Here is an 18,749-nt window from a genome sequence, read left to right on the forward strand (position 1 = left end):
CTCCCTAACCCTTGACTGCGCCCAAGGAAATGCCGCGCACGAGATAGCGCTGCATCACCGAGACCGCGACGAAGATCGGCAACGTTCCCAGGACGGACATCGCCGCGATCTTTGCCCAAAAATTTGATTGTCCGCCGAAGTAGTGCGTCAGCATGACCGGAAACGTGATGACTTCAGTGCGCGTGAGCACCAGCGCGAAGAGGAAGTCATTCCAGGCGAAGACGAAGGTGAAGACCGACGTCGCCATGAGCCCCGGACGGACCATCGGAAAGACGACCTTCCAGATCACTTCCCATCGGTTCAGGCCGTCGACGAGCGCGCTTTCCTCGAGTTCGAGTGGAACGTCGACAATGTAGCCGCGCATCATCCAGATGACGTAAGGGAGATTGAACGCCGTGTAGAGCAGGATTAGCCCGAAGTAGCCGTCGACGAGACCGAAATAGACGTAGATCAGGAAGATCGGGAAGACGACCGCGATCGGCGGGATCATGCGTTGGGAAATGATCCACATCGCGAGGTTTTCGCCGCCGGTGCCGAACCGGGCGAGGCTGTAGGCGCAGAGCGTCCCAAGAACGATCGCAATGCCGGAACTGACGCCGGCGACGATCAGACTGTTCAGGATGGCAAGGACGTCACCATCCTTGAACAGCACGTAATAGTTCGAGAACTGGATCTGTGCCGGAATCCATAAGGGCGGCACATGATAGATTTCGTCCGGCGTCTTGAACGAAATCATGAACAGCCAGTAGACCGGAAACAGAAACAGCAGAGTTACGACGCCGGTGCCGACATAGCGAAGCGCTAGGATGCGGGCTTTTCTCGCAGGGAGCCTGGCGACCCTCATCGCGCAAGCTCCATGCGCTTGAGGACCAGGGTGGTGATAACGGTGAGCAGCGCAATCACCAAAAACGAGATCGCGGCCGTATAGCTGGTCTCGAATTGCGAGAAGCCCTGGACGTAGGTGTAGAGCGAGACGGTCTCGGTCATCGAGCCCGGGCCGCCTTCGGTAAGAGCCCAGATGATGTCGAAGATACGGACAAGGTCGAGGCCCCGGATCAAGCAGGCAACAGCGACAACGGGGGCGATCGCCGGCAGAACGATCGCACGAAGGACGCGAACGTATGATGCGCCATCGATTTCCGCAGCCTCGAGCTGCGATTGGTCGACGTTCGACAAGGCTGCGAGCAGCAGCAGGAACATGAACGGTGACCACTGCCAGACCTCGCAGATGATGATCGCGGGATAGACGTAGGCGGGATTGACCGTCCAAAGGATTCGCACGGGCTCGCCGGCGATGAAGCTCAGGATCTCACCGATTGGACCGAAGCGGACGTCGAACATCAGGCGCCAGGTCGCTCCAGCGACGATCGGAGAGATCACCGTCGGCAGGACCAGCAGCGCGACGAACAATTGCCGTCCGGGCATGCGATCGATGAAGAGCTGCGCCATCAGGAAACCGATCAGCAGCTCGAGGGGGAGGGCGATTGCGGTGATGATGGCAGTGTGGCCGAGCGAGGCCCAGAGGCGAGCATCCCTGAACAGCTCCGCATAGTTCAAGAGGCCAACGAAGGACGTGTCGTTCTCGGTCATCGTGATGCGCTGAAAGCTCACGATCAGCGAATAGATCAGGGGAAACAAGCCGACCAGGAGAAGAATCAGAATGGCCGGCGTGACGATGAGATAGGGCAAGCGGTCCTCGAGCATGCGCCCGAGGCGGCTAGGCCGACGTTGTTCGGCACCATTGAGACTTGCGGAAAGTGTCATCATCAGTCCAGGAAACAGCACAGCACGAGAGGACTACGCCCTCCCGTGCGGTGTCCAAGGCAGCTATTGGGGATAAGCGCCGGGCTTGGCCGCCCAGACCTTGTAGACGGCCTTCTGATTGTCGATGCCGACCTTGTCGGTGATGGCGTCGAATTGTTGCGCCATGCGGTCGAGGATGGCCTTGGCATCTTCGCCAGCCCAGAGGCTCGAGATCGCCTTGGTCATCGCTTCGTCGTACTTGTCCTGCTGCAGCAGGGACAGATCGAGCAGGCCCTTCTCGCCGGATGTCTTGATCGTATCGAGATAGGCAGGAGCCTCAGGCCAGAGCGCACGATATTTCTCGCTCGCGTAGTGCGACAGGCGGAACGGATCGCGGAGCGTATAGGGGAGCTGGACGCGTTCGAGGCTGGTTTTCTTGCTGTTCAGCCACTGGATGAAGAGATAAGCGGCCTCCTTGTTCTTGCTAGTGGCCGACACCGAGAGGTCGAAGCCGACGCCGAGCTCGGGGCGGCCGAGAGGCGTCAGCGCGTAGCCGACCTTGCCGGCGACTTGCGATTTCGGCACCCATTTCAACGCCTCTTCGCCGGAGCCATAGCCCGCGGCCCAGCGACCGTAGGGTGGCCAGGAGATCGTCATCGCGGTCGTGCCCTGAAGGAACGCCGCGAGGTTGTCGACAAAATTCCACTGCTCCACGCCTGGCGGCATGAACTTGTTTTCCGCCTTCATTTCCTTGAACACCTTGAGGCCGACGTCGCCATTCACCGTCGCCTTCATGGTGTCCGCATTGAAGAACTTGCCGCCCTCCATGCGGAAGCGCTCTTGGAACATGTATTGCGGATAGGGCGCGGTGCGGAAGAAGCCGGCGCCGTAAACCTTGGGCGCCATCTTGTCGGTGATGAACTGGCCGATCTGGTCGAACTGTTTCCAGTCCTTTGGCGGAGCGAGTTCGTAGCCGAACTTGGCCTTGAATTCGTCCTTCGTCTTCGGATCCTCGAAGATGTCTTTCCGGTAGTAAAGCAGCATCACGTCGCCGTCGTCCGGAAAGCCGAAAATCTTCCCGTCATACTGCATCTGGTTGTCGCGGTAAGCGGCCGCGATGTCCTGCAACTCGTCGCGATAGCTGAACTTGTCGACGTACTTGTCGAGAGGCTCGAGCGCGCCGGCGCGCGCAAGATCAGGCATCCAAGACGGAATGACGTTCAGCGCGTCGTAGGCTCCGGCGCCCGATTTGAAATCCTGCATGATCTTGGTGAACATCTGGTCGGTGGGCACTTCGACAACCTTCACCTTGATGCCGGTCAGCTTCTCCCACTTGGGGCCCGAGTAATTCAGTGGGTCGAGCGATTGGAGGCCGGCCTCCCAGACAATGCTGATCGTCGTGCCCGCGTGCTTCTTTGCTGCTTCGACCGCAATGTCGGCGGCATCTTTATCGGCCGCTGGCGCCGAAGCACCGGTGAGCGCTAGGACAACGACCGCGCCGAGAAACGTCCTGAACTTCATCCCCTTTTTCCTCCTCTTCTGGGCGTCCGCAGACCGCCAAGGCGGCTTTGGAGCGCTTCTCACGTGACTTTTTCTGATCAGCAGGTTGGGGATATCGCCTCGCGGCGCGAGCACGGTCGGGCGGTACCGATGCCGCGGGCAAATCGATTCATCTGTGGCGAGAATTGCCACTCATCTTTCGGCCAGGTCTGCATCAGCCAGACTGGGCTTCCCGAATGAACGCGATTTGGCTTCCTTGAAGCACGCATCCTTCCCAAAACGCTGTTAAGCTCTGATTTTGCGGCTAGTCTGCGTTGTCGCAGAACTCTTCGACAAATGAGAACTTTGCATGCATGCGTGAGCTGTATTCACCTGTCTAGCCTGCGGCTCTCAGAAGCAAGAACGGATGCGCTCTTCCCGCCTAGCTCTATCTGCGAGCGGCGGTTGAAACAGGAGCAGCTCCTGCGCACATCGTATGCTGAGCATGCGTGATACGGACCAAGTGTTGCCGCCACCGGCCGTCAAGCTCAGCGCCGTTGCCGTGTGCAGACCGCGGGCATCATCGACCCCACTGCAATGTCGGCGGCGCAGTGCGGGCTCAGTCCACCACCGCGCCTGTGGCGATCACCGCGCATTGATGTTGGTCAAACGCTCGAAGATGATAGCTGTTGATCGTACGTCGCAGTCGACTCGTCAATTGCTCGCGCGCAGTGCCAGCGCACAGATCGAGATCGCCGCCGAGCATAAAGATCCGCCCGCGGCAATCACGATACTGCCGACGTACGGGCGTTCGCATTTGTCGCCATTACAGAGACAGGTGGCTAACGTCGCAAAAGCGCGACCTCATCGGGTGGTGCTGCGTCGGCAAACCTCGTTAGGAGAGCGGTCGCAGGCGCGGCGCCATCTCCGAGTCGAGGATCAGTCGTCCATCGAGTCGGCCGTCCAGACGCTTCACGTACTCAGAAGCCTCTTCCATATGCGCCTTCATGAGCGCTCGCACGCGCTCGCTGTCTCGCGCACGGGCGGCTTTCGCGATCTCCGCGTGAATCTTGACGTTGGCGCACCCGAATTTGGTGTGTTCTTCCGGAGGTGTCTGCGTGCTGAAGACAACCAGACGACGGAGCATCTCGTTGATCAGCTCGCATGCGAAGCGCAGGAAGGGATTGGGATTCGCAGCAGCCAGGATGTCGTGAAAATCCAGATCTGCCTGGCGTTGACGGACCAGAAGAGCAGGTTCTTGCGAGGTCGGTTGGCAGGTCTCGATGTTGTGCTCCAGAGCGTCGAGCTGCTCGTCGGAAAGGAATGGCACTGAGCCGGCAGCCAGTTCCGGCTCGAGCAATCGGCGCGCTGCATAGATGTCCTCCATGCTGACTTCCTTGAAGAACAGATAGTTCTGCAGCAGTTGAAACGTCCGCGCGAGCGGCACCTCGATAATGGTTGCGCCGCCGGTCGGACCGGTGCTGACCGTGATCAGTCCTTGCACCTCAAGCGATTTTAGCGCCTCGCGGATGGTGCTCTTGCTGACCGAAAACAGCCGCTGAAGCTCCTTTTCCATCGGGAGCTTGGCGCCGGGGCGCAGGTTCTTCTGTGTGATCAATTGCTTGATCTCTTCGGTAACGAGATCCGCCCGCTTTTGAATTTTCAGCCGCCCGGGCTGCTTCGGCATTTTTTCCAGTTCCACCGTCATCTGAATTCTCCAGATCCATCAATGGGTTCCTGTGCATGCTCCGGGCGGGTCAAGCGCGGGCCCGCGAAAAAGAACCGACTCGTCGATTGACACTTCTCCCATACCGGGCATATTCATGCAAATCCGGTTTATCATGATAAATAGAATGAACCGGTCAACGAGCGGGGACGAGCATGGTGATCGGGCAAAACATTCCTGAAATCTGGGCAGCGATTCACACGCCTTTCGACAACTCGGGGGCCATCGACGAGGCCGGGGTTCGCCGGAATGTCCGCCACTACATCGCAGCTGGCCTCGCGGGAGTGTTCTGCAATGGACTGATCGGCGAGGTCTGGTCGCTCACGTTGCAGGAGAGGAAGCGCGTTATAGAGGTGATCGCCGATGAGGCCGGAGGCCGTCTCGGGATTTCAGTGGTGATCTCGGGTCCTTCGGTTGAAGAGACCGTCGAGCTTGGCGAGCACGCACGTCGGCTCGGCGTCAGTCACGCCGTGCTGATGGTTCCGACCTCCGGCCCGCGATCCCCCGCGCAGCAGCTCGCGTATCTGCACCACATCTGCACGCGTCTGGAGATGCCGATCGTCATCTTCAACGCCCGAACCGCTGCAGGCAGCCCATTGGATCCTGTCGTTTTCACGCAGCTTTGTTCGCTGCCCAATCTCAAGCTGCTGAAGACCACCGGCACTTCAGCCGAGAACGCTGCGCTTCGCCAAGCCGCGCGCAATGGCGTGCTCGTCTCCGATCCTTTGGAAGAGAACTTCTTCGGTAACATGCAGGGCGAAGGTCAGTCGATCCTGTATGCCGACCCTGAGCCCTACCTGTACCAACGCGGGGACTTTCGGCCGATCGCGAACTACGTGGCGCTGCTGGCGTCCGGACAAACGGAAGAGGCGGCGCGCGTTTGCGCGTCACTCGCACCGCAACGGACCGTCTTCAACAAGTGGATCATGGACCCGCTGAAGAGCGGTCATATGCCGAACGCGGCGGTCAAGCACTGGTGCGATCTGATTGGAATTGCCGGTGGCGCCGTGCGCGCGCCCGTCACCCCCCTGTCCGCCGCCGAACGGAGCGAACTGGAAGCAGACCTCGTCGCATGCGCAGCACCAGGCCTGCTCTCTGCTGCCGAACGATCCTCGTCGTGACCTGCTGATCATCCAGGGAGAGAAAAATGACCTTGAGACCCTTCGACCGTCGCTCGTTCCTTCAGATGCTGGCCGCCGCCGGCTCCGCACCATTCGTTCTCGATATTCCGGCTGCGCACGCGGAAACGCCCCTTACGGTCGGGATCCTCTATTCCGGTTCAAAACAGGATTATGGCTTCAACCAGTCTCATGCGCAGGCCGCAGCCGCGCTGAAGAAGCTACCCGGCATCAAGGTGGTCGAAGAGGAGCGCGTTCCCGAAACGATCGCCGCCCAGCGCAGCATGGAAGGGATGATCCGCCAGGATGGCGCGCAGCTCATCCTGGCGACGTCCTTCGGCTACTTCAAGCCTCACGTTCTGGAGATGGCGGCCAAATATCCGGATGTCGCCTTCGCTCACACCGGCGGCGTCTGGAAAGCGGGCATGCCCGAAAACATCGGCACATTCTACGCCTACATTTTCGAGGCGCAGTACATTTCCGGAATCATTGCGGGCCATATGACCAAGACCAAGAAGCTCGGCCTCGTCGCCGCGAAGCCGACGCCCAATCTTCTGCGAAGCATCAACGCGTTCGCGATCGGCGCCCGTTCGGTCGATCCGGCCATCCAGGTGCAGGTCATCTTCACGGGCGATTGGGTGCTTCCCGTGCGCGAAGCAGAGGCGACGAATACGCTCGTCGATCAGGGCGCCGACGTCATCGCGGCCCAGGTGGACAGCCCGAAGGTGGTGATCGAGACGGCCGAGAAGCGCGGCGTCATGTCGTGCGGCTACCATTCGAGCCAGGCGGATGTTGCTCCCAACGGCTATCTCACAGGAGCCGAATGGAATTGGATCACGCCGTATCTTGTGTATGCCGGAAGCGTGCGTGGCGGCAAGAAGCCGGAGCATTACTTGCGTGCCGGCATCTCCGACCATTTTGTCAAGAATAGTCCTTTCGGAAAGCTCGTCACGCCCGAAGCCCGCGCGGCGGCCGAGAAGGCAAGAGCAGATCTTATCGGCGGCACGCTCGTGATCTACAGCGGCCCACTCAAGGACAATAAGGGCAACGTCGTTGTTCCTGCCGGCGTCATGCAGAGCAGCAACGACCGCGCGCTCGATGGTATCAACTACCTCGTCGAAGGCATCATCGGCCAAGTCTGAGGGGGCGACCTTGTCTTCGATCTCGGGAATCGAGTCCGCGCCGTCAAACCTGCCGGGAGCCGCGGCCCGGCTCAGCGCGGCCTTGCCCGTCCTGGCAGTGCTGCTTGCATCGGCAGTCTTTGCGGCATTCGTCGCCTTGTATGGGCAGAACCCTTTCAAGGTGTTCGGCCTGATCGTTCAAGGCGGCTTCGGCAGCAGCTTCGCCTGGCAGGATACCTTGTCGCGGGCCGCACCGTTGATCTTGGTTGGCTTGGCCGTTGCCATACCCGCACAGGCAGGGCTGGTGATCATCGGCGGCGAGGGCGCTCTGGTGCTCGGAGGACTTGCGGGGGCCGTCGTGACGTTGCCGTTTGCGGGGGCGCACGCACTTCCGATGCAAGTCATCATGTTGGTCGCCGGCGCTCTTGCCGGAGGACTCTGGTTCGGTCTGGCCAGTGTGCTCCGGCAATACCGGGGTGTGAATGAAACGATCTCGAGCCTGCTCCTGTCCTACATAGGGATCGCGATCTTTCACCATCTGACGGAAGGCCTGCTCCGGGATCCGGCGAGCCTCGACAAGCCGTCGACCCATCCGATCGATCCGTCCTACATGTTGCACATGCTGCCGGGCGTTGGCGTTCATGCCGGGCTTGCGGTCAGCCTGGCGCTGGCCATCATCGCCCATGTCGTGCTGCGCTACACACGATGGGGCTTTGCGCTGCGCGTGGTCGGCGGGAGCGCCAGGGTCGGGAGGATGGTCGGCCTGGCCGTGAACCGCTGGGTCATCGGTGCGACGTTTGTGGCGGGCGGAATGGCAGGAGTTGCCGGCGCGATCGAAGTGGCGGCCGTGCAGGGGACGGCCAACTCCTCACTCATCGTTGGCTATGGCTACAGCGGAATCCTTGTCGCGTTCCTGGCGCGCCACCAGCCGCTCGCGATTGTCGCAGTCGCGCTCCTGATCGGCGGCATGCAGGCAAGCGCCAGCCTGCTGCAACGGCGCCTCGAGCTTCCCGACGCGACGATGCTGGTGTTTCAGGGCTTGATCTTCGTCTGCGTCCTCGTCGCGGATGCGATTGCGCAACAACTCCGAGAAAACGAGCGGAGGTAAGGCATGGACGTGACATCAATCGGCTGGCTCACGCTGCCGCTCGCAATTCTGGGAGGAGCGATCCGTGTTTCCACGCCCTTCATCTTCGTCAGCATCGGCGAGCTCATCACGGAAAAATCGGGGCGCATCAATCTGGGTCTCGAAGGCACGCTCATGCTGGGCGCCATGGCGGGATACGGGGTCTCCTATCTTTCTGGTTCGCCCTGGCTCGGCGTGCTCGCAGCGGGACTGGCCGGAACCACCTTCGGCCTGCTGCACGGTCTCCTGTGCAGCGTGAAGCGCGTCAACGATACGGCGATCGGTATCAGCCTCATCGTGCTCGGCACTGGCCTGGCGTTCTTCTTCGGCAAACCCTTGATCGAACCCAAGGCGCCAGCGCTTCCTTCGATATCTCTCGGATTCTGGTCGAGCATGCCTCAAGTGCGAGCCGCGTTGGACGTGAACGCGCTGTTCTTTGTCGGAATTCTATTGGCCTTTGCCGTCTATGTCTTCCTGAACAGGACTGGCTGGGGACTGATGCTGCGCACCGTCGGGGACAGCGAGGATGCGGCACGCGCGCTTGGCTTTCTGGTATTGCGGGTGCGCATTCTGGCGACGATGGCCGGCGGCTTCCTCGCAGGCATCGGTGGCAGCTTCCTGTCGCTCTCATATCCCGGGAGCTGGAGTGAGGGTCTGTCCAGCGGGCAGGGAATCATGGCTGTCGCGCTCGTCATCTTTGCGCGTTGGCGTTCCATCAACGCCCTCGGCGCATCACTTCTGTTCGGCGGTGCAGGCGCCCTCGGGCCGGCGCTGCAGGGTGTTGGCGTCACCGGCTATTACTACCTGTTCAACGCGGCTCCCTACATCCTGACCCTGGCGATCATGGTGGCCTCGACGTCGCGCGCGGCGCCGTTCGCCGATGCGCCCGGCGAACTCAAGCTGCACCGATGAGAAGCGCTGTGACGGGAATACATCCTCTGAGGATCGTCCGATGACCGCTCCGCAAGTCGAACTCAAGAACATGACGAAGCGTTTCGGAGCGAATCTCGCTCTGAACAACGTGTCGCTGCTGATCCGGTCGGGCACCGTCCATGCGCTGCTCGGGGAGAACGGAGCCGGGAAGAGCACGTTGGTCAAATGCCTCGTCGGCTTTTACCATCCGGACGACGGCCACATCCAGGTGGATGGGCGCGAGCACCGGCTGAACTCGCCCAAGGATGCCGACGCGCTCGGCATCGGCATGGTGTACCAGCATTTCACGCTGGTTCCGTCCATGACGGTCGCGCAGAACCTCGTTGTCAGCGGCGCGAGACTGCCGGCCTACATCAACTGGCAAAGCGAGCTGAAGCGGCTGGCCGAAGTCACCAAGAAGCTTCCGTTCCACGTCCCGCTCGACGTGCGAGTCTCGCAGCTCTCTGCGGGCGAGAAGCAGAAAGCCGAGATCGTCAAGCAGCTCTATCTCGGGCGCAAGCTTCTCATCCTGGACGAACCGACTTCGGTGCTCACGCCTGCCGAGGCAGATGAGGTGCTCGGCCATGTTAGCAGCCTGACGCGGGCGGGCGAGCTCAGCGCCGTTCTGATCAGCCACAAGTTTCATGAAGTACGTCGATACGCTGACGACGTCACGGTGCTGCGGCGCGGTGCATCGGTCCGAACGGGAGCGGTCGCCGATCTGTCGGACGACGCGCTGGCCGAAGCAATGATCGGCGAACCCGTGAGCAAGACTGTCCAGCACGCGCCGAGATTGGCGCCGAAGACCAACATCGTCCTCTCCATCAAGGAGGTCTCCGTGAATGGGGACAACGGATTAGCGGCCGTGAAGGGCCTTTCGCTCGAGGTTCGTGAAGGCGAAATTGTCGGGATTGCCGGCGTGTCCGGGAACGGCCAGTTGGAGTTGGTCGAGACCTTGATGGGGCAGCGGGATCGCAGTGGTACAATCGCCGTATCCGGCGCCGCGTTCAACGGTACGCGAAGGGAAATCGCCCGACTCGGCGTCTACGGATTGCCGCAGGAGCCGCTCAAGAACGCCTGCATTGATCGGATGTCGCTGGCGGAGAACCTTGCCCTGCGCAACTTCGATCGGGCGCCGCTCTGTCGAGGTATTGCGATGAACTACCGAGCGCTCGCGGAGCAGGCCGAGAAGCTCGTGAAGCAATTTCGTGTCAAAGCCCCCGGGCTGACGGCGAGCATGAGCGCGCTATCCGGAGGCAACGTGCAACGGGCGGTTCTGGCGCGAGAACTCACCCAAAACGTCCGATTGCTGATCGCGTCCAATCCGACGTTCGGACTTGATTTCGTTGCCTGCGAAGAGACCTACCGCCGGATCGTCGAGGCACGGAACGGCGGCGCTGCGGTGCTGCTGATCTCGGAAGACCTCGACGAGCTGCTTGGCCTGGTCGACAGGATCCTCGTCATGAGCGGGGGGCGCATTGTCCATGAGGTTTCGGCCGACCGTGCCGACAAGCGCGTGATCGGAAAATACATGGCGGGAATGAAAGCGGCCTGACTCAAGGCGCGTATCGGAACGTACAAGGGGACTGCTCATGGTTACGCAGATAAATCATTTCATCAATGGCAGGCGGGTGCCAGGCGGTACGGAACGCAGGTTGCCTGTCTTCAACCCAGCCTCGGGCGAGCAGACGGGATCTGTCGCGGCCGCCAACACGACCGATGTTGCGGACGCCGTGGCTGCGGCCAGCCGGGCTGCGCAGGGCTGGGCCGACACGACGCCCTTGCGACGGGCGCGCGTGTTGAACCGCTTTCTGCGGATCCTTGAAGACCGCGCAGGACAGCTCGCCGACGTGATCGTATCGGAGCACGGTAAGGTTCATTCCGACGCCCTCGGGGAAGTTCAGCGCGGGATGGAAGTGGTCGAGTTTGCGACGGCTGCCCCGCAGTTGCTCAAGGGCGAGCTCACCGAGAATGTTGGGACCCGCGTCGACAGCTATTCCACGCGCCAGCCGCTAGGGGTAGTCGCTGGAATCACGCCTTTCAATTTCCCGGTCATGGTCCCGATGTGGATGTTTCCGGTCGCGCTTGCCTGCGGAAACACCTTCATCCTGAAGCCGTCGGAACGTGATCCATCCGCTTCGCTAATCATGGCGGAATGGCTGAAGGAAGCAGGCCTGCCGGATGGCGTCTTCAACGTGGTGCAGGGTGATAAGGAAGCTGTCGACGCGCTACTGCATCATCCGAACGTCTCGGCGGTCAGCTTCGTAGGGTCCACGCCCATTGCGCAGTACATCTATTCGACCGCCGCGAATACCGGAAAGCGTTGCCAGGCGCTCGGCGGCGCCAAGAACCACATGATCGTGATGCCCGATGCCGACATGGATCAGGCGGTCGATGCGCTGATGGGCGCCGCTTACGGCTCCGCCGGTGAACCTTGCATGGCGATTTCTGTTGCCGTACCGGTCGGCGAGGGGACCGCGGATAAGCTGATCTCCGCCTTGGAGCCGAAGGTTCGAGGCCTGAAGGTCGGGCCGGGTACCGATCCAGAGGCCGAGATGGGTCCTCTTGTCACGAAGCAGCATCTGCAGAAGGTCCGGGACTACATCGATGCTGGCGTCGCCGACGGGGCAAAGCTGCTCGTGGACGGACGCAAGTTCAGGATGCAGGGCTATGAGAACGGCTTCTTTCTGGGCGGGACCCTGTTCGATCATGTCAAGCCGAACATGAAGATCTACAAAGAGGAGATCTTCGGGCCAGTGCTGTCGGTCGTGCGAGCGCCGGATTACGCGACGGCGGCGCGCCTGATCAATGAGCACGAATTCGGCAACGGAACATCGATCTTCACGCGTGATGGCGATGCTGCGCGTGAATTTGCTCACCAGATCAAGGTCGGCATGGTCGGCATCAACGTTCCGATTCCGGTGCCGATGGCCTTCCACTCCTTCGGTGGATGGAAAGCGTCGATCTTCGGCGATCATCACATGCATGGACCGGAAGGCGTCCGCTTCAACACTCAAATGAAGACAGTGACAAGCCGCTGGCCAACTGGGATACGAGCCGGGACGGAATTCGTCATGCCAACCATGTCATGATGGCGCCAAGATACTCCGTTTGTTCGTTCTCCCAAACTTCGAGGGCCATCGGCCCTCTTTCCTTTTTAGCTATTCCACCGCAAATGATGCGGAACCCAGCTACTGGGCGCAATCTTCAACTATCGACGCCTGCACATTGGTGCCGCTCGTCGATTTCTTCGCTTCGATCCAGCATGCAACCAATGCCGGTCGCATCTTCCGGCCGGATGCCCCTCTGCTGCCGAACTACAAATAAGTGCCGATCGGCCACAACGGTCGGACCTCGACTATCGGCGTGGGTGACTCGGTGCGCAGGCCCCGCGGCCAGACTCGCGCTGGCAGTCAAGACGCGCCGTCATTCGGTCCGAGCCGGCGGCTCGACTTTGAAGCGGAGCTTGGCGCTTTCCTCGGCGAACATTCCGTGCAGGGCGTGCCGGTGCCGCTGGCGCAGGCCTGGACCACATCTTCGGCTTCTGCCTGCTCAATGACTGGTCGGGCGTGACATTCAGGCCTGGGAATATCAGCGGCTCGGCCCGTTTCTCGGCAAGAGTTTTGCGACGGCCATCTCGCCATGGGCGGTGACGGCGGATGCGCTGCGCCCGTTTCGCGTGCCCGCGCGGCCGCGTTTATCGGATGATCCGGCGCCGTTGTCGTATCTTGTTGACAACGAAGATCAAGCCAGGGGCGCGATCGACATCATGCTGGAGTCCGGCGACGACGACACCGCCCTCTGCCACGGTCCGAGCCCTATGTTGAGTTGCCCGTGGATAGATTTCTTAGATCGATTCGTCTGAGCCCCTTGCTTCAACTCCTTCTCAACCCTAAAATCCGTAGCAGCTTACGCTTCGTATCAGCGTTACGATTGTCTTGGCCCCTAAGCGGCTTCCTCTGCGCGGCTTAACTCCGTTCCTACTTCCAGTACCCTCGAATTTGCGCTGCGGATCTGAAGTCTGAGGCGGTTACAACAGCCCGCCATCATTTTGCCTTGCGATCATCTCAGCTCCCGACAAGATAGTCAGGCGTTAAGGTCTGGCTTATCTCCGAAAATGCACTCAAAACTTTATCGATCTGATCTCGGCCTATTCCCGAGTAAATGACTAAGCGTACGTATCGGTCCCCATAAGACACGACAAGCACGCCCATCTCCGACAAGCGTTGGGTGAGACCAAGCGCGCTTATCTCCTCGGTTCGTAGTTTCACCAAGACGATGTTGGTTTGGAGTGAATCAAGATCAATCGACAGCCACGGGTGTTCGGAGGCGAGCACCGTGCCCAAGTGTCGCGCATTTGCATGATCGTCGGTGATACGCTTCTGCATGGTCTTCAGCGCAACAACAGCCGGCGCGGCGACAATCCCGGCTGGACGCCAGTTTCCACCCAACATCCGCCTAACGCGACTTGCGTCTCTGATGAACGCGTTGCTGCCGCAAAGCATCGCTCCTAACGGAGCGCCCAAGGCTTTGTTTAGACTGACCGCGATACTGTCTACCCCCCGCGCGAGTGCCAGGGGCTCACACCCGGCATAGGCGGCGGCATTCCACAATCGCGCCCCATCGAGATGGATGGCGATTCCTCGTGGGCGACATTCATTCTCGATCTGCTGTTGCCAGCTTGCAGGCATAACCGTCCCGCCCGCGCGATTGTGAGTATTTTCCAGCGAGACCACGGATATTCGCATGGCCTCGTCCTCACTTTGATCGAGCGCCTGCGCCAGTTGCTCAGGCGACAAATGTCCACGAACTCCAGCTACTCGAAACGTGGCCACATTTGAAACACCCGCCGTTGATGCAGCCTCGAACTCCGCGACGTGTGACTCAGTATCCGCGATGATGAAGTCGCCAGGCCGGCAGTGGATCATGAGAGCCGCCTGATTGGCCATCGTGCAGGTCGGAAAGAACAGCGCGTCCTGCGTGCCCAGCGTCTGCGCTGTCAGCGCTTCCAATTCTCGTACATGCCGGTCCTCGCGCGCGTCATAACTCGATGGCGCGCGCGCAGTGGCGATCATTGCCTCGATCATCTCCGGCGTGGGACCCGCCAAGAGGTCGCTGCGCAAGTCAATCAACGACATCGAATCCTCAGCGGTTAGTGTTGAAGTACCTTGGAGAGAAAGTCGCGAGCACGCTCGCTAGTATTCCCGGCGAAAAACTCGTCCTTAGCGAGATCGTCGACAATTCGACCGGAATCCATGAATACGATGCGATCGCCAACTCGGCGGGCAAACCCCAACTCGTGTGTCACAACGATCATGGTTGTCTTTCTCTCCGCGAGTGCCGTCATTACGTCGAGAACTTCATTGATCATTTCCGGGTCCAGAGCGGAGGTCGGTTCGTCGAATAGCATTACCGCCGGCCTGTTCGCGAGTGCTCGCGCGATAGCCACCCGCTGCTGCTGACCTCCGGAAAGTTGAGCCGGGTATTTCTTCGCATGATCAAGCAGGCCAACTTGGCGGAGCAGTTCGGCAGCGCGCTGCTCCGCTTCTTCGCGTGGCATCCGCAGCACGAGCCGCGGCGCCAGCGAGACGTTAGTCATAACGTCCATATGGGGATAAAGGTCGAACGCCTGGAAAACCATTCCCGTCGTGGTCCGCAGCTTTTGCAGGTCGGCGTGCCTATCGCCGACGGAAATTCCGTCGACAACAATTCTTCCCTTCTGGAATTCCTCCAGCCGGTTCACGCACTTGATAAGGGTGCTCTTGCCGGAGCCTGATGGACCACAAACGACGACGACTTGACCGCGCTGAATTTGGGTCGAGCAGGAGTGTAGAACCTGCGTTGTGTCATACCATTTGCTGACGTCTTCGAATTTCACCATTAGGTCAGTTGCTTGCGCGGTGTTCCGCTGGTCCACTACCGATGCCACGTTCGGCTCTCCACGAGAAGGGAAATAGAAAGGCAGATTGCGAGATAGACACCGGCTGCAAATGTGTACATTTCGATCGGCCGGGCCTCACTTTGAGCGATGATGGAAGTCGAGGTGAGGAAGTCATTCAGCGCGACGACATATGCAACGGAGGTATCTTGGAAGAGGATAATGCACTGCGTCAGTAGAATTGGGGCCATCTTCCTCACGCCTTGGGGCAAGATGATGTACTGAAAGCTTTGGCGCAGCGTCAGCCCTGTCGATGTGGCCGCCGCCAATTGCCCCCGAGGCACGCTCTGGATGCCCGCACGCATTGTCTCTGAAAAGTAGGCCGCCTCAAATAGGACGAATGCGATCAAGACAGAGAAAAACTGGCCGACAGGTCGGCCAATGACTAACGGCACCAAGAAGTAGAACCAAAACACCACAAGCACTAGCGGCACGGAGCGGCAGAGGTTCACATAGGCAAAAGCCATCAACCGCAATGGCAATGGGCCAAAGAGTCGCGCAAGTACAATGATGGTGCCCAGTATCGCAGCGCCGATGATCGAAAGCAGAGTGAGCCAGAGCGTAATTTTCATGCCCTCCCAGAGGAAGGCAGCATTCGGTCCGATAATGCCAAAATCCAGGGAGAGCATCAGCTTCGCCCCTTCAGCATTCCGGGAAGACGGGAAGCGTTTTCCGCGGGCAAAACAAGTGCAAGCGTAAACAAGCTGATTGCGACGTAGAGGAAGGTTGCTGCAGCGAATGCTTCAAATCCGTGAAAAGTAGAGCTTTCGATTTGATGACTGCGCGCTGTGATCTCCAGGACTCCAATCGCAAGTGCAAGCGAGGTGTTTTTGAAAGTAGCAAGGAGCTCCGTCGTCAACGGCGGGATCAGCATGCGCAAGCAGATTGGCAGGACGATGTAGCGACGAATCTGATTGGCGGTTAGTCCGCTGGCAAGCGCCGCGGAGATAAGACCCCTTGGCACCGCCTGAATGCCGGCTCGTATCTGCTCGCCGACGCGGGCAGCCATATAGAAGCTGAGGCAGATGACGGCAATCGTGACTTCAGGCTGGTACAGATCCCGCTTCACCCAGCGTCCGAGATTTGAGGGCAGGAGCTCGGGAAAGACGTAGAACCACAGGAACATCTGGATCAGCAATGGCACGTTCCGAAAGAGAGCTGTGTAGACGAAGCCTATTCCGCGCACCGCTCTCGATCGAGCAGTGCGGGCTGTACCAACTAAGGTTCCGATCGCAAGCGCTAGGAGGAAGCTCACCACCGCCATGACGATTGTGAGACGCAGACCTTCCAGCAGCCATCCAAGCTGCGGCTGCTGGAAGAGAATACTCCAGTTCCAGTTGTAGGAGAGCATCGACTCAGCCGCTATTGAGGGACTGCTTGCGCTTGGAAGACGGTCTCGAGCTTCTCGCTCAGTGGAATTCCAAATTGGTCAAACCACTTGTGGTAGAGAGACGTTATCTCTCCAGAGCGAAAGAGCTCGGCCAGCGTCTTGTTGACGGTCAAGCGGAACGAAGAGTCGTCACGGCGCATCATTAATCCGTACGGCTCGAAGGAGAGCGGGCGGCCGACGACCTCCAGGCGGTCGCGAGCCGGCGATTTTTGTCGCAAAGTGTAGAGGATCGCGTCGTCCGAACAAAACGCGTCGGCGCGGTCGCTATCGACAGCCAGGAGTCCTTCTGAAAAGTTCGAGATGTTCAGGATCTTCACGTTTGGGACCTTTAATTTCTGGACCCATCCGTTGATAACACCAACAGTGTTGGCGCCTTGAGCGAGCGCGACGACCTTATTCGCAAAATCTTCAATCTCCTTGATGCCACTTCCTGTCTTCACCAGACAGCGCGTCGAGGACACGAAGTGCATCATCGAAAAATCCACTTGCTCCTGCCTGGAAAGGGTGTTGGTCGTTGATCCGCATTCTAGATCGATCGTTCCATTTGCGAGAAGCGCCATGCGCGTGCTCGAGTTGATTGGAACAAAATTGACTTGCAGGTCTGGCGCGCTGATATCGTGTTTGATCGTATCCACCACACGCATGCAGATATCGATAGCATAGCCTGCGGGCTTTTTGCTTGCGTCGTAGGATGCGAATGGCGGCGAACTTTCGGGGAAGCCGATGACAATTTGCCCCTTCTCTTTCACCTTCTTCAGCGTGCCGTACAGCTCCGCCGCATCGGCCTGTACAACGCTCGAGATAGACCATAGCAAGAGGCCGGTTGCGACCGACCATCGAACTGCTGATTGCAAGTATGATGCCTTCATCAGACCCCCCTTCATTTATCAATTAGCCTAATATTGAACGGCGAGTTCGCTTGGAAAGGGATATTTACTCAACCAGGTCGTGAACAAGGATCACGCCCAAAGTGAGCCGCACGACCTTCGGTTCACGTGGAGACGGCGCTCAACTGAAGGGAGCTGGGCCGAAAAAACAGATCAGCTAGTGCATGTTGCATAAAAACATAGTGCTCTAGACAGCTGCCCCATTTCGCTTGCCGAACGACGTCGCCGTCAAATCGATATGTCCCGCCGAGCTTCTCCGCGGCGAGTCCCACACCGATGTTCGTCAATTATCGTTCGATGTAGTCGAGCGTGAGGGTGGGTCCAGCGAGCTCGGTTGCGTGCTGTGAACGGGCCTCCCCCTAAACGATCTCGCCCGGTCCCACGTAATTCTGTTTGTTCGAGTGCTGTGCCTCATCGAGCAGCCATTTTCTAAACAGCAAAGAGCGCTGGTTGCGGTCATCATCTGGTGTGACGACATAGTAGGCCGGCAGGGTGATCGGGCTTGATGGGAACGGAATAATCAATCTCCCAGCCGTGAGCTCTTCCGCCGTGAGCACGGTGCTCTCCAAGATTACGCCGAGAGCCTGCAGGGCCGCCTCGATCGCAAGAAAGGACGGCTTCAACTGTACTTGTCTGACATCGGTTGGAAGTTCAAGGCCTTGGCTGCGAAACCAGAAATCCCAGGAAACGAGGTTTTGATCTGTGCGAATGAGGGTGGCCTGGCTAAGGGCCGACGGAGAGTGCAGTCCTGCAGAGTCCCTCAAAATTGGACTGCACATTGGCTGAACGCTCTCTGATAGAAACAGCTGCTCCGAGCAATTTGGAAGGCCCTGCGCCCCGTAGCAGATAGCCAGGTCCAAACCTGGGTCACGAAAATCAGGCGGCCCCGAGGCCGCTATGATCCGAAGATCGATATCGGGATGAGCGGCCATGAAGCGTCCGAGCTTGCTCAGCAGCCATCGTGTCGAAAAAGTAGGCGCGCAGTGAACGGTCAGACGCTGTCGCCTCGGTTTTCCAAGGACATCAGACGTAACCTCGCCGATCTCCGTGAGGGCTCCGCGAATCTTGTTGTAATATCCCGCTCCGGCCGAGGTGAGCACAACTCCATCTGGTCTCCGATCGAACAAGCGAAATCCGAATATCTCCTCTAGTTTTGTGATCTGGTGGCTCACCGCCGAGCGTGTCAGGTTGAGCTCTTCCGCCGCGGCGGAAAAGTTCAGAAGGCGAGCCGCACATTCAAATGTGTTTAGCGCGTTAAGGGAGATTGGCCGGCGAGCCTTGCTCATCGATTTCCTCAAAAGGGCTCGAT

At 59.4% G+C, this 18,749-nt stretch carries 17 protein-coding genes; 7 read left to right on the plus strand and 10 right to left on the minus strand.

Features of this window, described 5'->3' with window-relative positions:
* Nucleotides 1-4: 4 nt before the first annotated feature.
* From XI09_RS20360 to XI09_RS20375, 4 genes are all read right to left on the minus strand, one after another.
* Nucleotides 5-844, minus strand: coding sequence for a carbohydrate ABC transporter permease (locus tag XI09_RS20360; RefSeq protein WP_271568421.1), 840 nt, complete (start codon nt 842-844; stop codon nt 5-7).
* Nucleotides 841-1,689 (minus strand): carbohydrate ABC transporter permease, encoded by an 849-nt coding sequence (locus tag XI09_RS20365; RefSeq protein ID WP_271568422.1) that lies wholly within the window; start codon nt 1,687-1,689, stop codon nt 841-843. Before XI09_RS20365 ends, XI09_RS20360 begins: the two co-directional genes overlap by 4 nt.
* A 138-nt stretch (nt 1,690-1,827) precedes the next feature.
* Entirely contained in the window at nt 1,828-3,264 is a 1,437-nt protein-coding gene (locus XI09_RS20370; RefSeq protein ID WP_271568423.1) for an ABC transporter substrate-binding protein, read from the minus strand.
* An 853-nt stretch (nt 3,265-4,117) separates the two neighbouring features.
* Nucleotides 4,118-4,930 (minus strand): FadR/GntR family transcriptional regulator, encoded by an 813-nt coding sequence (locus XI09_RS20375; protein ID WP_202633059.1) that lies wholly within the window; start codon nt 4,928-4,930, stop codon nt 4,118-4,120.
* 173 nt (nt 4,931-5,103) lie between these two features.
* Between XI09_RS20375 and XI09_RS20380 the strand changes: the two genes are divergently transcribed.
* The 7 genes from XI09_RS20380 to XI09_RS20415 all read left to right on the plus strand — a co-directional run bounded on the left by XI09_RS20380 (nt 5,104) and on the right by XI09_RS20415 (nt 13,090).
* Entirely contained in the window at nt 5,104-6,069 is a 966-nt protein-coding gene (locus XI09_RS20380) for a dihydrodipicolinate synthase family protein (RefSeq protein ID WP_271568424.1), read from the plus strand.
* Nucleotides 6,070-6,095: 26 nt separating this feature from the next.
* Nucleotides 6,096-7,208 (plus strand): BMP family ABC transporter substrate-binding protein, encoded by a 1,113-nt coding sequence (locus XI09_RS20385; protein WP_271568425.1) that lies wholly within the window; start codon nt 6,096-6,098, stop codon nt 7,206-7,208.
* Between the two features lie 10 nt (nt 7,209-7,218).
* Nucleotides 7,219-8,295 (plus strand): ABC transporter permease, encoded by a 1,077-nt coding sequence (locus tag XI09_RS20390; RefSeq protein ID WP_271568426.1) that lies wholly within the window; start codon nt 7,219-7,221, stop codon nt 8,293-8,295.
* Nucleotides 8,296-8,298: 3 nt separating this feature from the next.
* Entirely contained in the window at nt 8,299-9,225 is a 927-nt protein-coding gene (locus XI09_RS20395; protein ID WP_271568427.1) for an ABC transporter permease, read from the plus strand.
* Nucleotides 9,226-9,265: 40 nt separating this feature from the next.
* Complete coding sequence (locus XI09_RS20400) at nt 9,266-10,780, plus strand: ABC transporter ATP-binding protein (protein WP_271568461.1); 1,515 nt, start codon at nt 9,266-9,268, stop codon at nt 10,778-10,780.
* Between the two features lie 37 nt (nt 10,781-10,817).
* A complete protein-coding gene (locus tag XI09_RS20405) occupies nt 10,818-12,317 on the plus strand; it encodes a CoA-acylating methylmalonate-semialdehyde dehydrogenase (RefSeq protein ID WP_271568428.1) in 1,500 nt (499 codons plus the stop codon).
* Between the two features lie 482 nt (nt 12,318-12,799).
* Nucleotides 12,800-13,090, plus strand: coding sequence for a fumarylacetoacetate hydrolase family protein (locus XI09_RS20415; protein ID WP_271568463.1), 291 nt, complete (start codon nt 12,800-12,802; stop codon nt 13,088-13,090).
* Between the two features lie 202 nt (nt 13,091-13,292).
* On the opposite strand, the gene XI09_RS20420 is transcribed toward XI09_RS20415, so the two are convergent.
* The 6 genes from XI09_RS20420 to XI09_RS20445 all read right to left on the minus strand — a co-directional run bounded on the left by XI09_RS20420 (nt 13,293) and on the right by XI09_RS20445 (nt 18,726).
* Nucleotides 13,293-14,363, minus strand: a complete 1,071-nt coding sequence (locus tag XI09_RS20420) for a threonine aldolase family protein (RefSeq protein WP_271568429.1) — start codon at nt 14,361-14,363, stop codon at nt 13,293-13,295.
* Nucleotides 14,364-14,377: 14 nt separating this feature from the next.
* Nucleotides 14,378-15,106 (minus strand): amino acid ABC transporter ATP-binding protein, encoded by a 729-nt coding sequence (locus XI09_RS20425; RefSeq protein WP_271568464.1) that lies wholly within the window; start codon nt 15,104-15,106, stop codon nt 14,378-14,380.
* Nucleotides 15,107-15,141: 35 nt separating this feature from the next.
* Nucleotides 15,142-15,795 carry an amino acid ABC transporter permease gene (locus XI09_RS20430; protein WP_271568465.1) on the minus strand — a complete coding sequence of 218 codons (654 nt, stop codon included), beginning with the start codon at nt 15,793-15,795 and terminating at the stop codon, nt 15,142-15,144.
* The gene (locus XI09_RS20435; RefSeq protein WP_271568430.1) at nt 15,792-16,514 is read right to left on the minus strand and encodes an amino acid ABC transporter permease; all 723 of its coding nucleotides are present in this window, start codon (nt 16,512-16,514) and stop codon (nt 15,792-15,794) included. Before XI09_RS20435 ends, XI09_RS20430 begins: the two co-directional genes overlap by 4 nt.
* 11 nt (nt 16,515-16,525) lie before the next feature.
* Complete coding sequence (locus tag XI09_RS20440) at nt 16,526-17,422, minus strand: amino acid ABC transporter substrate-binding protein (RefSeq protein WP_271568431.1); 897 nt, start codon at nt 17,420-17,422, stop codon at nt 16,526-16,528.
* Between the two features lie 377 nt (nt 17,423-17,799).
* Nucleotides 17,800-18,726, minus strand: a complete 927-nt coding sequence (locus XI09_RS20445; RefSeq protein ID WP_271568432.1) for a LysR substrate-binding domain-containing protein — start codon at nt 18,724-18,726, stop codon at nt 17,800-17,802.
* Between the last annotated feature and the right edge of the window lie 23 nt (nt 18,727-18,749).

It is taken from the genome of Bradyrhizobium sp. CCBAU 11386 (genome assembly GCF_028128955.1).
GTDB lineage: Bacteria > Pseudomonadota > Alphaproteobacteria > Rhizobiales > Xanthobacteraceae > Bradyrhizobium.

Bases quoted from the DNA above. Each gene is read 5' to 3' on its own strand.
- XI09_RS20360 (WP_271568421.1), bottom strand. From the start codon at position 844: ATGAGGGTCGCCAGGCTCCCTGCGAGAAAAGCCCGCATCCTAGCGCTT.
- XI09_RS20370 (WP_271568423.1), bottom strand. From the start codon at position 3,264: ATGAAGTTCAGGACGTTTCTCGGCGCGGTCGTTGTCCTAGCGCTCACC.
- XI09_RS20375 (WP_202633059.1), bottom strand. From the start codon at position 4,930: ATGACGGTGGAACTGGAAAAAATGCCGAAGCAGCCCGGGCGGCTGAAA.
- XI09_RS20380 (WP_271568424.1), top strand. From the start codon at position 5,104: ATGGTGATCGGGCAAAACATTCCTGAAATCTGGGCAGCGATTCACACG.
- XI09_RS20385 (WP_271568425.1), top strand. From the start codon at position 6,096: ATGACCTTGAGACCCTTCGACCGTCGCTCGTTCCTTCAGATGCTGGCC.
- XI09_RS20395 (WP_271568427.1), top strand. From the start codon at position 8,299: ATGGACGTGACATCAATCGGCTGGCTCACGCTGCCGCTCGCAATTCTG.
- XI09_RS20400 (WP_271568461.1), top strand. From the start codon at position 9,266: ATGACCGCTCCGCAAGTCGAACTCAAGAACATGACGAAGCGTTTCGGA.
- XI09_RS20405 (WP_271568428.1), top strand. From the start codon at position 10,818: ATGGTTACGCAGATAAATCATTTCATCAATGGCAGGCGGGTGCCAGGC.
- XI09_RS20420 (WP_271568429.1), bottom strand. From the start codon at position 14,363: ATGTCGTTGATTGACTTGCGCAGCGACCTCTTGGCGGGTCCCACGCCG.
- XI09_RS20425 (WP_271568464.1), bottom strand. From the start codon at position 15,106: ATGGTGAAATTCGAAGACGTCAGCAAATGGTATGACACAACGCAGGTT.
- XI09_RS20435 (WP_271568430.1), bottom strand. From the start codon at position 16,514: ATGCTCTCCTACAACTGGAACTGGAGTATTCTCTTCCAGCAGCCGCAG.
- XI09_RS20440 (WP_271568431.1), bottom strand. From the start codon at position 17,422: ATGAAGGCATCATACTTGCAATCAGCAGTTCGATGGTCGGTCGCAACC.
- XI09_RS20445 (WP_271568432.1), bottom strand. From the start codon at position 18,726: ATGAGCAAGGCTCGCCGGCCAATCTCCCTTAACGCGCTAAACACATTT.